General features: G+C 60.4%; 13 protein-coding genes. 4 read left to right on the top strand and 9 right to left on the bottom strand.

The genetic code is table 11. The annotated features are described in order from the left end of the window. Window positions 1-160: 160 nt before the first annotated feature. Window positions 161-1,684 carry a fumarate hydratase gene (locus QK296_RS14590; protein WP_003193907.1) on the bottom strand — a complete coding sequence of 508 codons (1,524 nt, stop codon included), beginning with the start codon at window positions 1,682-1,684 and terminating at the stop codon, window positions 161-163. A 303-nt stretch (window positions 1,685-1,987) separates the two neighbouring features. On the opposite strand from QK296_RS14590, the gene QK296_RS14585 reads away from it, so the two are divergent. Next, entirely contained in the window at window positions 1,988-2,929 is a 942-nt protein-coding gene (locus tag QK296_RS14585; RefSeq protein ID WP_003193905.1) for an iron-sulfur-binding ferredoxin reductase, read from the top strand. 163 nt (window positions 2,930-3,092) lie between these two features. On the opposite strand, the gene pyk is transcribed toward QK296_RS14585, so the two are convergent. Next, complete coding sequence (gene pyk, locus QK296_RS14580) at window positions 3,093-4,544, bottom strand: pyruvate kinase (protein ID WP_003193904.1); 1,452 nt, start codon at window positions 4,542-4,544, stop codon at window positions 3,093-3,095. Between the two features lie 173 nt (window positions 4,545-4,717). Between pyk and QK296_RS14575 the strand changes: the two genes are divergently transcribed. Together QK296_RS14575 and QK296_RS14570 are read left to right on the top strand one after the other, a co-directional pair. After that, window positions 4,718-5,092, top strand: coding sequence for a hypothetical protein (locus QK296_RS14575; protein ID WP_003193903.1), 375 nt, complete (start codon window positions 4,718-4,720; stop codon window positions 5,090-5,092). Between the two features lie 221 nt (window positions 5,093-5,313). After that, entirely contained in the window at window positions 5,314-5,673 is a 360-nt protein-coding gene (locus QK296_RS14570) for a PilZ domain-containing protein (RefSeq protein ID WP_034134388.1), read from the top strand. A 52-nt stretch (window positions 5,674-5,725) separates the two neighbouring features. Here QK296_RS14570 and QK296_RS14565 read toward each other — a convergent pair whose 3' ends face one another. From QK296_RS14565 to QK296_RS14540, 6 genes are read right to left on the bottom strand one after another with little or no spacing between them, the layout of a single operon-like run. Continuing rightward, on the bottom strand, window positions 5,726-7,057 hold the full coding sequence (locus tag QK296_RS14565) for a DUF58 domain-containing protein (RefSeq protein ID WP_169856265.1): 1,332 nt from the start codon (window positions 7,055-7,057) through the stop codon (window positions 5,726-5,728). Between the two features lie 7 nt (window positions 7,058-7,064). Beyond that, on the bottom strand, window positions 7,065-8,060 hold the full coding sequence (locus tag QK296_RS14560; protein WP_169856263.1) for a MoxR family ATPase: 996 nt from the start codon (window positions 8,058-8,060) through the stop codon (window positions 7,065-7,067). Continuing rightward, window positions 8,057-9,214, bottom strand: coding sequence for a DUF4350 domain-containing protein (locus tag QK296_RS14555; RefSeq protein ID WP_169856261.1), 1,158 nt, complete (start codon window positions 9,212-9,214; stop codon window positions 8,057-8,059). Before QK296_RS14555 ends, QK296_RS14560 begins: the two co-directional genes overlap by 4 nt. After that, a complete protein-coding gene (locus QK296_RS14550; protein ID WP_169856259.1) occupies window positions 9,211-10,740 on the bottom strand; it encodes a DUF4129 domain-containing protein in 1,530 nt (509 codons plus the stop codon). Before QK296_RS14550 ends, QK296_RS14555 begins: the two co-directional genes overlap by 4 nt. Then, a complete protein-coding gene (locus QK296_RS14545; RefSeq protein ID WP_169856257.1) occupies window positions 10,727-11,707 on the bottom strand; it encodes a stage II sporulation protein M in 981 nt (326 codons plus the stop codon). Before QK296_RS14545 ends, QK296_RS14550 begins: the two co-directional genes overlap by 14 nt. After that, the gene (locus tag QK296_RS14540; protein WP_169856255.1) at window positions 11,704-12,396 is read right to left on the bottom strand and encodes an RDD family protein; all 693 of its coding nucleotides are present in this window, start codon (window positions 12,394-12,396) and stop codon (window positions 11,704-11,706) included. Before QK296_RS14540 ends, QK296_RS14545 begins: the two co-directional genes overlap by 4 nt. Window positions 12,397-12,562: 166 nt before the next feature. Between QK296_RS14540 and sbcB the strand changes: the two genes are divergently transcribed. Continuing rightward, window positions 12,563-13,990 carry an exodeoxyribonuclease I gene (gene sbcB, locus QK296_RS14535; RefSeq protein WP_282391050.1) on the top strand — a complete coding sequence of 476 codons (1,428 nt, stop codon included), beginning with the start codon at window positions 12,563-12,565 and terminating at the stop codon, window positions 13,988-13,990. 90 nt (window positions 13,991-14,080) lie between these two features. Here the strand turns inward: sbcB and mvaT are convergent, their stop codons facing one another. Further along, the gene (gene mvaT / locus QK296_RS14530) at window positions 14,081-14,455 is read right to left on the bottom strand and encodes a histone-like nucleoid-structuring protein MvaT (protein ID WP_003193894.1); all 375 of its coding nucleotides are present in this window, start codon (window positions 14,453-14,455) and stop codon (window positions 14,081-14,083) included. Between the last annotated feature and the right edge of the window lie 277 nt (window positions 14,456-14,732).

Genomic DNA, 14,732 nt, shown 5'->3' with positions numbered 1-14,732 from the left:
TCCCTGTCGAATTCCGGCCAGCGTGGTTTAACGGGGCGCCTGAGATCAAGATCAAGATCAAAAGCAGAGCAAGAGCATGAGCAGCTCCCTTGCTTCAGGCATAAAAAAGGCGACTGGGCCATGGGGCTGCAGTCGCCTTTTTTTCTTTTGGAGCAGGTGCTTACTGCACTTCTACCGCCAGGCTGTCACTGATCTTTTTCTGCCAGATGGCAGGACCGGTGATGTGGACGGACTCGCCTTTGCTGTCCACTGCAACGGTGACCGGCATGTCTTTGACGTCGAACTCGTAGATGGCTTCCATGCCTAGTTCGGCGAAGGCAACCACGCGCGACTTCTTGATGGCTTGGGCCACCAGGTAAGCGGCGCCGCCCACGGCCATCAGGTACACGGCCTTGTGGTCCTTGATCGCTTCGATGGCGGTCGGGCCGCGCTCGGATTTGCCGATCATGCCCAGCAGGCCGGTTTGCTCGAGGATCTGGCGGGTGAACTTGTCCATCCGCGTCGCGGTGGTCGGGCCAGCAGGGCCAACCACTTCTTCGCGCACCGGATCAACCGGGCCGACGTAGTAGATAAAGCGGCCCTTGAGGTCCACCGGCAAGGTTTCGCCCTTGTTCAGCATCTCGACCATGCGCTTGTGCGCCGCGTCGCGACCGGTGAGCATCTTGCCATTGAGCAGTACGGTTTCGCCCGGCTTCCAGCTCTGCACTTCTTCCGGGGTCAGGGTGTCGAGGTTGACGCGACGGGCCGATGGGCCGGCTTCCCAGACGATTTCCGGGTAGGCGTCCAGCGGTGGCGCTTCCAGCGACGCCGGGCCCGAACCGTCGAGCACGAAGTGCGCGTGACGGGTGGCGGCGCAGTTGGGGATCATGCACACCGGCAGGGAGGCGGCGTGGGTCGGGTAGTCCATGATCTTTACGTCGAGCACCGTGGTCAGGCCACCCAGGCCCTGGGCGCCGATGCCCAGTTGGTTGACCTTCTCGAACAGCTCCAGGCGCATTTCTTCGATACGGTTCTGCGGGCCGCGCTTTTTCAGCTCGTGGATGTCGATGGACTCCATCAACACTTCCTTGGCCATTACCGCGGCTTTCTCGGCGGTGCCGCCGATGCCGATGCCGAGCATGCCCGGTGGGCACCAGCCGGCGCCCATGGTCGGAACGGTCTTGAGCACCCAGTCAACGATCGAGTCGGACGGGTTGAGCATGGCCATTTTCGACTTGTTCTCGGAACCGCCACCCTTGGCCGCCACGTCCACTTCCACGGTGTTGCCCGGGACGATGGAGTAGTGGATGACCGCTGGGGTGTTGTCCTTGGTGTTCTTGCGGGCACCGGCCGGGTCGGCGAGGATCGAGGCGCGCAGGACGTTTTCCGGCAGGTTGTAGGCGCGACGCACGCCTTCGTTGATCATGTCGTCCAGGCCCATGGTGGCGCCGTCCCAGCGCACGTCCATACCCACGCGCACGAACACGGTGACGATACCGGTGTCCTGGCAGATCGGGCGGTGGCCGGTGGCACACATGCGCGAGTTGATCAGGATCTGGGCGATGGAGTCACGGGCCGCCGGCGATTCTTCGCGCAGGTAGGCTTCGTGCATGGCCTGGATGAAGTCAACGGGGTGGTAGTAGGAAATGAATTGCAGGGCGTCGGCAACGCTCTGAATCAGGTCGTCTTGCTTGATCACGGTCATGAGTCGCGCTCCTCTATAAGGGAACATTCAATAAAGATGGCGTCAGTGTTGCATCGGTCGGCTGAAGCCATCTTTCCAAGGCACGCCAGAATGGTGCAGGCGCGACGCTAAAAAGGCGCGGCAGTATAACCCGGCACGGTGGCCGATACACCCGACTATGGTCACGAATGCCCGGCCCGGTTATCGGTAGGAGCGAGCTTGCTCGCGAAAAGCGTGAATCTGGTGGGTTTCATCTGGTTGTCCGCGTTATCGTTAGCGATCTTCGCGAGCAAGCTCGCTCCTACCTAGAGAGGTAACGGCGTTATGCCTGAACTCTACGTCGGCGAACGCCACTGGTCGGTCACCTCCGGCAGCAACCTGCTGGATGCCTTGAATCAGGCCGGCGTGGCCGTGCCCTTCAGTTGCCGGGCCGGCAGTTGCCATGCGTGCCTGGTGCGTTGCGAGGGTAAGGTCGACGACCAGCAGCCCGAAGCCCTCAGCCCGACGCAACGCCAGCAAGGTTGGCGCCTGGCGTGCCAGTGCCGGGTCAGTGCGGACCTGAAGGTCGAAGCGTTTGACCCCCAGCGCGATGGCCTGCCCGCCCAGGTGGTGGGCGCCGATTGGCTGAGTTCGACGGTACTGCGCCTGCGCCTGCAACCGGAACGTGCTCTGCGGTACAGCGCCGGGCAGCATCTGGTGCTGTGGGCGGGGCAGGTGGCGCGCCCTTATTCTCTGGCGAGCCTGCCTCAGGAGGAGCCGTACCTGGAGTTTCATATCGAGTGCCGCCAGCCTGGTGCATTCAGCGATGCCGCGCGACAGTTGAAGGTCGGTGAGCCTCTGCGCCTGGGCGAACTGCGGGGCGGAGCGCTGCACTATGATCCCGACTGGCAATCGCGGCCATTGTGGCTGCTGGCCTCCGGTACCGGCCTGGGGCCCTTATGGGGGGTGTTGCGCGAGGCACTGCGCCAGGATCACCAAGGCGAGATTCGCGTGATTCACCTCGCCCATGAGGCCGAGGCTCATTACCTGACTAAACCCCTGGCAGCCCTTGCCGCCAAGCATGGGAACCTGACCGTGGAGCTATGGACTGCGGCGCAGTTGCAGCCGGCATTGGCGCAACTGCGGCTTGTTTCCCGGCAAACCCTGGCCTTGCTCTGCGGGCACCCCGCCAGCGTCGAGGCGTTTTCCAAGCGCTTGTTTCTGGCGGGACTGCCGCGTAATCAATTGCTGGCGGATGTGTTTCTGTCCAGTCCTTCCAATTTATGAAAAGCCAGCTCCCACAGTAGACCGAATTGTCTGACCAGACACGGACTACTGTGGGAGCTGGCTTGCCTGCGATGAGGCCCTGAAATTCGACATATTGGCTTGCAGTGAAATGCAAAAAGCCCCGCCATTCACATGGCGGGGCTTTTGTTTTTCAGCCTGTCACTCAGACCTGCGGGTCGCCCACATGCAGGATCTTCATGCCATTGGTGCCACCGGTGGTGTGGTAGCTGTCGCCCTTGGTCAGGATGACCCAGTCGCCTTTTTCCACAACGCCGCGTTTAACCAGCTCGTCGATCGCCTTCTGGCTGACTTCGTTCGGTGCCAGCGAAGCCGGGTCGAACGGGATGGTGTACACGCCACGGAACATGGCCGCGCGGGCCTGGGCTTCGCGGTGTGGGGTGAACGCGTAGATAGGCACCGAGGAGCGGATGCGCGACATGATCAACGGCGTGTAGCCACTTTCGGTCAAGGCGATGATGGCCTTGACACCCGGGAAGTGGTTGGCGGTGTACATGGCAGCCAGGGCGATGCTCTGGTCGCAGCTTTCGAAGACTTTGCCGATGCGATGGCTGGAGGTCTTGCTGGTCGGGTGCTTTTCGGCACCGACGCAGATACGCGCCATGGCCTGTACGGCCTCCAGCGGGTAAGGGCCGGCGGCACTTTCAGCCGAGAGCATCACGGCGTCGGTGTAGTCGAGTACGGCGTTGGCCACGTCGGACACTTCGGCACGGGTCGGCATCGGGTTCTGGATCATCGACTCCATCATCTGGGTCGCAACGATCACCGCTTTGTTGTGACGGCGTGCGTGCAGGATGATCTTCTTCTGGATACCGATCAGCTCGGCGTCACCGATTTCAACGCCCAGGTCGCCACGGGCAACCATCACGGCATCGGAGGCCTTGATCAGGCCGTCGAGGGTTTCATCATCGGCCACGGCTTCAGCACGTTCGATCTTCGCTACCAGCCAGGCGGTACCGCCGGCTTCGTCGCGCAGTTTACGAGCGTATTCCATGTCGGCGGCGTCGCGCGGGAAGGACACGGCGAGGTAGTCCACTTCCATTTCGGCGGCGAGCTTGATGTCGGCCTTGTCTTTTTCAGTCAGGGCCGGCGCCGTCAGGCCACCACCGCGACGGTTGATGCCTTTGTGGTCGGACAGCGGGCCGCCGATGATCACGGTGCAGTTCAGTTCGGTCGGCGTGGCAGTGTCAACGCGCATCACCACACGGCCGTCGTCCAGCAGCAGTTCGTCACCGACGCCGCAGTCCTTGACCAGGTCCGGGTAGTCGATGCCCACCACGTCCTGGGTGCCTTCGGTCAGCGGGTGGCTGGTGGAAAAGGTGAACTTGTCACCGATCTTCAGCTCGATCCGCTTGTTGGTGAATTTGGCGATACGGATTTTCGGGCCTTGCAGGTCGCCCAAGAGTGCAACGAAGCGGCCATGCTTGGCGGCGAGGTCACGCACCAGCTTGGCGCGAGCCTTGTGCTCGTCCGGGGTGCCGTGGGAGAAGTTCAGACGGGCGACGTCCAAACCAGCCAGAATCAGCTGTTCGAGGACTTCCGGCGAGTTACTGGCCGGGCCAAGGGTGGCGACGATTTTGGTACGACGGACGGACATGCACGGACTCCTGAGTTCAAGCGCTGGGGAAGGCTACTATGCTCTTTCGTTGTAGTCATTGTTCGTTTGCACTACTTATCGACGATTGGCTTGTTTTGGCGGCGGTTGAATGGGCAAACGCCTTGAAGATTTTCGACCAGGGGTCGATACACTGCACAAGACAGGAGAACCCCATGCGAATTTTGCTCGTTGCTGCCCTGGCCGTCAGTGTTGTCGGCTGTACCCGCTGGTCGATGGACCACCATTTGAACAACGCTTACCGTGCCTATGGGGTCGGTGATTGCCAGCGTGTCACCCTGGAGTTGTCCCAGGTCGATCGCGAGAGCCGAACTCGCCGCTACGTGCAACCGGAGGTTTCGATGTTGCGTGGGCAGTGCCTGGAACGCCAGAAACTCTTTGTCGATGCCGCACAGACCTATCAGTTCATCATCGGCCACTACCCGTCGAGCGAGTACGCCTATCGAGCCCGTGCGCGGCTCGATACCTTGCAGCAACTGGGGCATCTGCCGGCTGCAGGCCTGGCAAAACCAAGGCCTGCGTCGTTGTAAGGGTATTTGTCGCTTCATGGCTGGCCTGTCGCCAGTCTTGCGCTATTCTTTGAATGTCTGTTTGTGCAGTACCCATTCGAACGGATGCAATGCCCGGATTCGGCAGCTGTTTGGTGACAAGCGGTAGCTGTTGTCACACCGAGATCCAGGGAGAGCGAGCGATTGCTTGTTCCGAATCACTGGCACGGCCAGATTTTTGGCTATTGGATGGCGACTTCACCATGTTTACCGAACGACGGATCGAGCGGCATCAACTGCCGTATTTTCTGCAGGTGTTCAATCGTATTACTGACAAGCCAATCGGCTATCTTGGTAATGTGTCTGAAAACGGTCTGATGCTGATCAGCTCGTTACCCATGATGACCGACGTGGATTTCGAGCTGCGCTTGAAAGTGCCGGTGGCGCAGGGCGAGTTCAAGGCAATTGACCTCACGGCAACCTGCTTGTGGAGCCATGAAGATGTCACCCCGCAGCATTACGACTCGGGGTTCAGCGTGCTTGAGGCGCCCGAAGAGTACCGGCACCTGATCAACGCGCTGTTGCAGTACTTCAGCTTTTATCCTTTGCAGGCCTCTGTCTGAATTATGCGTGGGGTCTTGGCTGTTTCCTGGCCATGGCCCTGCGCAGTCATCCTCAGAATACTCCGGCCTTTTTCCATTCCAGATAGCGCGTGACCAGCCCGGCACCCAGCGCCGATGGCAAGGTATCCAGCACCGAGAGCCCATGGGCACTCAAGCGATCATGGCGTTGGTTGCGGGTATTGAGGTAATCGACCGTGCCGCAGTAAGCCAGCGCTTCGGGCAATGTTTGCACCGGTGCCTGGCGTAGTTGGTCGAGGACCTCTTCCCTCAGGCTGGCCACCAATACCCGGTGATGCCTACTGATACGCTGGACGGCGGCCATCAAGGCTTCATCCTCCTCATCCCGCAGGTTGGTGACGATGATCACCAGTGCCCGGCGTTTTTGCCGTGCCAGCAATTGGCTGGCGGCAGCCTGGTAGTCGGCGGTTTTTCGCGTGGTCTGCAGGTCGTAGACCGCATTGAGCAACAGGTTCAATTGGCCACTGCCTTTGACCGGCTTCAGGTAGCGCGGCTGGTCGCTGGCGAACGTGCACAGCCCTACGGCATCGCCCTGGCGCAAGGCGACATAACTGAGCAGCAGGCAGGCGTTGAGGGCGTGGTCAAAATGGGGCAGTTCATCATCCTGGCTGCGCATGTGCTGGCCGCAATCGAGCATGAACACGATTTGCTGGTCGCGCTCATCCTGATATTCCCGGGCAATGGGCGTTCGTTGGCGGGCGGTGGCTTTCCAGTCGATCTGGCGCAGGCTGTCACCTTCACGAAACTCCCGCAGTTGATGAAACTCCAGGCCTAATCCTCGCCGCTGATGTTGGCGCACGCCCAGTTGGCTGAGCCAGTTATCCACACCTCGCAACTGCGCACCGTATAAACGTGCGAAATCCGGGTAAACGCGGGTGGCATCGTGGGTAACGACCCAGCGTCGTGCAGACCACAGCCCCAGTGGGCTGGGCAGCAGCAGCTCGCAGCGACTGAAATGGAAGTGCCCGCGCCGCAAGGGGCGCACGCGATAGCCCAACTGAGCACGTTCACCGGGGCGTAGTTGAATGAATTGAGGCAGGTTCTCCACAGCCAGGCCATCGGGCACGTGATCGAACACCTGCACGGTCAGTGGTTGCGGGTAGTCGTGCTCCAGGCACAGGCGTATTTCTTCCCAGCGCCCCAGCGCCAGGCTACCGGGCAATGCCCTGTACACGCGGGCCGAAGGGCGGCGACGTAAGCGTGCAGCATCCAGCATCGCCAGCAGCAACAGGGCCAGCAGCAGGCCCCAGGCTACCGAATGCAAGGTGGCGGGCACTGTGAACTGCAACGCTGCCGAGGCGCCCATCAAGATGTTCAAGCCGAGCAGAACGCCCAGCCAGGTCAGCAGCAGACGAGTCGGTTTCATGGCCGCGTCATTGCCTTGGTGCTGCAATCTGGTCGAGTAACTGCTGGAGCACCTGGTCGACTTCAAGGCCGTCGATGTCCAGTTCGGGTGCGATGCGTACCCGGTGACGCAGTACCGCCAGGGCGCAGCCCTTGATGTCATCGGGGGTGACGAATTCGCCACCGCGCAACAGCGCACGGGCACGGGCGCCGCGTACCAGGGCAATGGAGGCCCTGGGGCCGGCACCGATGGCCAGCCCCGGCCAACTGCGCGTGGCACGGGCCAGGCGCACGGCGTAGTCGAGCACCTGCTCATCCAACGGCAGGTCACTGGCAATTTGCTGCATCGTTACTACGTCCTCGGCTTGCAGCACCGTACGCAACGGCTGTACCTCCAGCATGTCGGCCTTGGACGAGCGCGTCACTTCGCGGACCATATCCAGCTCTTGTAGAGCATCTGGGTAGTCCATTCGTACCTTGAGCATGAACCGGTCCAGCTCGGCCTCGGGCAGTGGGTAGGTGCCTTCCTGCTCGATGGGGTTCTGGGTCGCCAGCACCATGAAGGGTTGGCCGATGGGTAATGCCTCACCCTCAAGGGTCACTTGACGTTCCTGCATGGCTTCGAGAAGCGCTGCCTGGGTTTTGGCCGGTGCCCGGTTGATCTCGTCGGCCAGCAGCAGGTGGGTGAATAACGGCCCCTTGCGCAGTTTGAACTGTTCGGTCTGCAAGTCGTACACGGCGTGGCCGGTGACATCGCTGGGCATCAGGTCCGGGGTGAACTGGATACGGGCGAAATCACCGCCAAAGCAGCGGGCCAGGGCGCGTACCAGCAAGGTCTTGCCCAAGCCAGGCACGCCTTCGAGCAGTACATGGCCGCCTGCGATCAGGGCGGTGAGTACGTCATCAATCACAAGGTCCTGGCCAATCACGGCCTTGCTCAATTCCACGCGCAGCGCCTGGGCCTGCTGGCTGGCATGCTGAAGGTTTTCGGCGGTCAGGGCGGTGGCCAGTGGAGAGTCGCTCATAAGGCATTCCTGAGGGTTTGCAGGCACGCCACCTGTCGGCTGAAGTCGGCGCTGGAAAGCCGCTTCAGCGCAACGGGCTCTAACGCCTGGCTGATGATATGAGGGGGTTGTCGCGTAAGGTGCTCCAGCACTTGGCGTTGCCCTGGCGCATCGAGGTGTTCAAACCCAGGATGACGTCGCCGGGCTGCGCGCAGAATGTCGTGTTGCAAGGCTTTCAACAACGTGCCCTGGCCACTGCGGCGCAACAGGAAATCCGCGCTGGCCTTCAAGTGTTCCTGCAACTGGCGACGCGCCTTGGGCGCCGGTGCCTGGACCGGGCCGTGGCGCATGCCTGCCTGCCACAGCCCCAGGGCAACCAGCGCAATCAGGGTGACCAGGGCCTGGGGGAAATAACGCAACAACAGGGTAAACAGGTCGTCTGTGTCGCTGTTGAACAGCAAGGTGACGTCAGTGCCTTGGCTCAGGTACCACAGCAACCAGGCGTTATCATGTTTGCCGATATCCGCGGTTTTCCACAGGTCGCTGTCGGTGATCACCGTTACGCGGCCTTGCCCAAGGTCAAGTTGCATCAGGTGGCTGGACTTGGCGCTGTTGGCGGAAAACTGCGCCAGATGCTTGGGGTCGGTGAGGTTGAAGTCGGTGTCAAAACTGAAATAGGCCGGTGCCGTTTCGTTGTCGACATACAGCTTGGTCAGGTCCGGCTTGGTTTTTTTACGCGGTGGCGCGGGTTCGTCGAAGGCGTCGCTCAAGGTTTGACGGACAGTGAGGCGATCAAGCAGCAGGTCACCGCTGGTGCCGGTTTCCTCATCCCATAATGCTTCGGCGACTAATAGCAGGTGGCCGCCGGCTTTTGCCCAGCCCAGCAGTTGTTCGACCTGGCGTGGGGTCATGTTGCTGCGCTCCCCCAGCAGCAACAGGCTATGGCCTTTGGCGGGCAGCTCGGCGAGTCGTTCAAGGCCATTGGCATGCGCCACCACCACGCCTTGCTGGCGCAGAAAGTGCTCAGCGGCCAGGTAAGGGTTGGCGCGTGCCTCTGGTGACGGGCCGCGATCTACCACTTCCTCGTAGGGAATTGCCTTGTGCCAGGCATAAAGGCCGCCCGCACCCAACAGGCATGCCGATAACAGCGCTATCCACAATAACGCGCGATTCATTGGCCCGCTCCGCCACTGAAGAGAGCACGCCAGTCGCTGCACAGTTTTTGTTGGGCTGAAGAGGGCGGCAGACGGTGACCATAGGCCAGGTTTTGCCAGTGGCGTGTCAGTTCGTCGCTGAACGCGAGTAACTGCGGTTGTTGCAAATGATGGACACGCTCCAGCACCTGCCCCTCGGTATCGGCGTTTGTCAGTGGCAGGTCGAACTCATGCAACAGCCGGCTGAGCAAACCACGATACAGCAGGCCAAGAGCTTCCCGGGGCTGGGTGGGCCATAGCTGTTCGACGGTACTGGCGATGTCTTGGGGCAATGTCTCGGTGCCCAACTCCAGCCCGAACAGTTGGGCAGGAACGGGCGAGGGAGCGGCCGTGCGAGTGGGTCCAAGGCGGCTGACGAAGGTGCGCAACCATTCACGGTAACGCCAGCACACCAGGGCCAGGCCGCCAATCACAAGGCTCCAGAGCAGTATTTCCAAGGTTTTGGCGACGTATTTGAAAGTGTCGCTGTTGAAGTTGTCGAGCAGTGCCTGGAGCCAGCCAGGTAACCTGCCGTCGCCCTTGGCCTTGTTTTTAACCGGCGTTTTTTCTTCGCCAAACCGATAGCGTGTGACGGTTTCCGGGTTCTTGAAAGGTGGCTTTTCCAGCAATGCCTGGATGGATTGGCTGGCGGCCTGGGTGCTGAGGGGCTTATGGGCTGTGGCTTCATCTGCCATGGCGGGTGGGCTGACGTGTAGCAGCGCCAAGCCGACGACCAGCAACAACAGCGGTGCGACGTTGCTCAGGCGCTGGCGCAGGCGACGGAATACCAGTTCCAGGTCCCAGGCCTCCAGCACCGTGCGGCGGTTGAGGTACAGGCTGAAGCCACAGGCGACGTAGATGGGTTCCCAGAACACCAGGACCAGGGCATAGAAAGCATTGCTCAGGTGCTCAAGCCAAAGCACGTCCGAGCCTGATGCCAATACCAGTCGTTGCCAGTCCCAGTCCAGTTCAACCTGTTGCGGGATGAAGAGATAGAACAGGGCCATGCCGCCAAACCACAGACCGATTTCCAGGTGTACGCCGATCGTCGTCAGCCAGCGTGCGGCGCCAGCGTTACGTTGCAGCAACACCCCAAGGCGTCGTTGACGTGCGTCACCGTCCAGGCCTTCCAGTTGGCTGACGGGCAGGGTGAAGCTGCGGCTCATGCTCAGCCGCCGCCAGGTCAGGCTGGCGAACAGTTGCCCCTTGAGCAATTGCGGCCAATGGCGAACGGCCTGTTTGAGGCCGGGGGGCTCACCAAACAGGGCTTTGGAAAGAATATACAGCGGCAAGCGCTCGAAGGCCGGCTTGAGCCACCAGAACAGGAACATGGCCAAAGACGGGTAATTCCAGAGCAGCACTGTCAACAGGCTGAATACCGGCAGGCTCACCAGCGCCCAACTGCCCATCAGCAGGGCGCGGTGTTCCCTGGCCATCAGCACCCCCAGGTCCATGGCTTCCCAGGAAGTGCGCGGGCGAATCACTACGCTGGCGTCAGTCAGGCGCATGGCGACTCCGCCCGGCCAGGGTCAGGTAAGCGGCCACCAGCAGCCAGAGCGCGACGCCTACTGCGTATTTGATCCAGGGCTCAATGCGAGTGGTTGAGGACCAGTAGGCTTCGATAAAGGCTGCGATCAACAGAAACACCATGACACCGCAAAGCATCCGTACGCTTTTGCGCGCGGCCAGGCGCAGGGCCTCGCTGCGCGCCAAGCGCCCGGGGGCGACCAGTGACCAGCCCAGTTGCAAGCCCGCGGCACCGGCCAGTGTGATGGCGCTCAACTCGAATGCGCCGTGACCAATGACAAACGACCAGAAGGTCTGGCCATAGCCAATGTCGGTAAGGTGCCCGGAGACCGCACCTATGACCAAACCGTTGAAAATCAGGAAGAACACACTGCCCAGGCCAAACAACAGGCCGGCAGCAAAGGTCTGGAAGGCGATGCCGATGTTGTGCATCACGTAATAGCCAAACATCATCCAGTCTTCGCTGGCGGCACGCTCGGCAGCGCGGCCCAGGCGGCTGGCGTCTGGGTTGTACATCCCCTGCATCTCGGCCACCTGCTGGGGGCTGATGATGCTGTAGACCAGGTCGGGGAACAGGTACACCAGCAGGGCGATCCCCACCAGGCTGCCAAAGAACAGCAGGCCGGCGATCAGCACGAAGCGCCATTGTTCGCGTACCAGGCGTGGGAAGTCGGCGAGAAGAAACGCCAGTATGTTTGCCGTCAGTTGGCTGCGATGACGATACAGTTGTTGATGGCCGCGCAATGCCAGCTGTTGCAACGGATCGACCAGGTAACTGCTGTAGCCGCGCTGCTGAGCCAGGGCCAGATGTTGGCACAGGCGTCGATATTGATGCGGGAAGTCGGCGACATCGGCGGCCTTGGCTTTACCTTGCTCCAGTTGCTTCAACTGCTCGGCGAAGGTTTGCCATTGATGCTGGTGGCGGCTTTCAAAAAGGCTTTGCTTCATGTCGGCCCCAACAAACCACGGGCTACACCGTTGAGTTGCTCCACGGCACGCGGTGCAGGCACCTGCAGGGGCCCTGCGAGGATGGCGGCCAGTTCATGCACCCGTTCGGCCGAGAGTTCCGCCTGGCGTTCGGCGAAACCGAGGATGGCCCGCTGTTCGCTCAGCTCCAGTGCGAATGACAGGCGCAGGGCGGGTGCTTGAGGGATGCTTGGGCGTGCCAGCGGCAGTTCGCGGTATACCACCAGCGTACCGGCCGCCAGGTCGCCGAGCCGCTTGAAGTGCGGATGCTGCAGGCAGCTGATCGCGCCGAGGAAATAACCGAAGGGCAGCATGTCGACAAAACGCAGCAGGTTGCGGATCAGCGATGCCGACCAGCCAATGGGCGTGCCGTCATCCTGTACCACGCGCAGGCCCATGACCTGCTTGCCCGGCGAGCAGCCCTGGTTGAGCACTTCGAACAACACCATGTACCACCAGCTCACCAGGAACAGCAGCAGCGAACCCAGCCCGACCCCCACATTGCCGAGCAACGCCAGTGGCACCAGCAGGATACCCATGATGATCCCGCGCACGCCCAGGTCGAATGCAAACGCCAATGCCCGCGAGGGCAGGCCAGCAGGGCGCAGGGGCAGGTCGATGCCCTCCGGCGTTTCTATCTGATAGTGGGTATCCAAAGGCGTTGATGGCATTGCGATCCTTGGCAGTGCGAGGCGACTTAGAAACACGGATGCTAGCAGTGTCGAGGATGGAAGCAACCACCCGAGGTTTTTCTGGATATTTATACAGTAAGGTATCGCTGGCCCCAAACGCCTTGCAGCGCCTAGACTTTGTCGGTCTTCAGCACAGGAATAGCCCGTGACCTCGATTTTCTGGTACGACTATGAAACCACCGGCATCAACCCGCGCAACGATCGTCCGCTCCAGGTAGCCGGTATCCGCACCGACCTTGAGCTCAATGAGGTCGGTGCGCCGATCAATCTGTATTGCCAGCCCAGCGACGATATCCTGCCTCATCCGGCAGCGTGCGCGATCACGGGTATCACGCCGGGTATCCTCGCCGAGAAGGGCCTTGCCGAAGCCGATTTCATGACTCGGGTGCACGCCGAGCTGGCCGCGCCAGGTACCTGCGGCGCCGGCTACAACACCCTGCGATTTGACGATGAAATGACGCGTTACAGTCTGTACCGCAATTTTTTCGACCCGTATGCGCGCGAGTGGCAGGGCGGCAACAGCCGCTGGGACTTGATCGATGTCATGCGCACCGCCTACGCCCTGCGGCCGGAGGGCATCAACTGGCCCGAGCAGGAAGGGCGCGTGACCCTCAAGCTCGAACGCTTGACCGAGGCCAACGGCATCGACCATGGCCAGGCCCATGACGCGTTGTCGGATGTGCGTGCAACCATCGCCCTGGCGCGGTTGGTCCGAGACAAACAACCGAAGTTGTATGAGTGGTTGTTTCAACTGCGCAGCAAACAGCGGGTTATGGATGAGGTGCGGTTGCTGCAACCGATGGTGCATATCTCCGGGCGTTTCTCTGCCGAGCGCCATTACCTGGGCGTGGTCTTGCCCCTGGCCTGGCACCCGCGCAATCGCAATGCCTTGATCGTCTGTGACCTGGGGCTCGATCCACAAGGGCTGTTGGACCTGGATGCGGCGACCCTGCGCCAGCGCCTTTACACGCGCCGCGATGAGTTGGCCGAAGGTGAGCTGCCGGTTCCGCTCAAGTTGCTGCATATCAACCGCTGCCCGGTGGTCGCGCCGTTAAAGGTGCTGCGCCCGCAAGATCTGGAGCGCCTGCAACTGGATAAGGAGGCTTGCCTTGCGCGGGCGCTGCGGCTAACTGACGCACAGGAAGTTTGGCGGGACAAGTTAGCGGCCATTTATGCCGAGGAAGAATTTGCGCCGAACGCGGACCCGGAGCAGCAGCTCTACGATGGTTTTATTGGTGACCGTGACCGTCGTTTATGTGAGCAAGTTCGCATGGCGGAGCCTGCGCAGTTGGCCCGTCAGCAGTGGCCGTTCGATGATCATCGTTTGCCGGAATTATTATTTCGCTACCGGGCGCGTAACTTTCCTGAAACCTTGAACAATGAGGAGCAACACCGCTGGAAACTTTTCTGTCAGCAACGTTTGTCGGATGCGCAGTGGGGGGCGCCGAATACCCTGTTGGGATTTAAGCAGGCGCGTGAGGAGTTGGCGGTTAGTGCTACATCGTTTCAGTGTCAGGTACTGGCGCAATGGCAGGACTATGTAGATTCCTTAGCGGCGCGCCTGAATCTGTAGGCGCATAACTACAGAATATTCCGACAATAAAAAACGCCAGCAAGCTGGCGTTTTTCATGTGTGACGTATCGGGTGAACGTCCGACCGGGCTTAGCCCAGCAGGGTTGCCCAACCTTCAACTACGTCACCGCCCCACTTGGCTTTCCACTCTTTCAGAGTTTTGTGGTTGCCACCTTTGGTTTCAATCACTTCGCCGTTGTGCGGGTTTTTGTACTGCTTGACCTTGCGAGCACGCTTGGTGCCGGTAGTTTTCACAGCGCCACGTGGTGCTTTAACTTTCGACTCTGGATCCAGCAGCGCGATGATGTCACGCAGGGATTTGGAGTATTCACCCATCAGGGTGCGCAATTTGCCTTCGAATTCCAGCTCGGTTTTCAGCTTGTCGTCTTCGGACAGGTTCTTCAAACGGGCTTGCAGCTCTTTGATAGCTACTTCGGTGGCGCGGTATTCGTTGATCAGTGACATGTGGACTACCTTATGTAGAACGCTGATTGACAGGGTGAGTGGCCTAATAATAGTCAGGCAATTTCATCAAGTAAACATTTAAGACGTTATTCAGGCGAATGACATTGAATGTGTGTGAGAAAACCTGGCCGATGAGTTAATTAGAATGCGTTATGCGCAAAGATAATCGCGTTAATTTTTTGCTACTGGCCTGAGCATACCGTTGTACCGTCATATAGCGGTGGTAAAACCTTACACGATTAAGGGGTGTTGCCACGGCGAGGGCTCAAGATCAGGT

The sequence above is a fragment of the Pseudomonas sp. AL10 genome (assembly GCF_029960685.1).
In the GTDB taxonomy this organism is placed as follows: Bacteria; Pseudomonadota; Gammaproteobacteria; order Pseudomonadales; family Pseudomonadaceae; genus Aquipseudomonas; species Aquipseudomonas lactis.
This window is presented reverse-complemented; position numbering and strand designations above follow the sequence as displayed.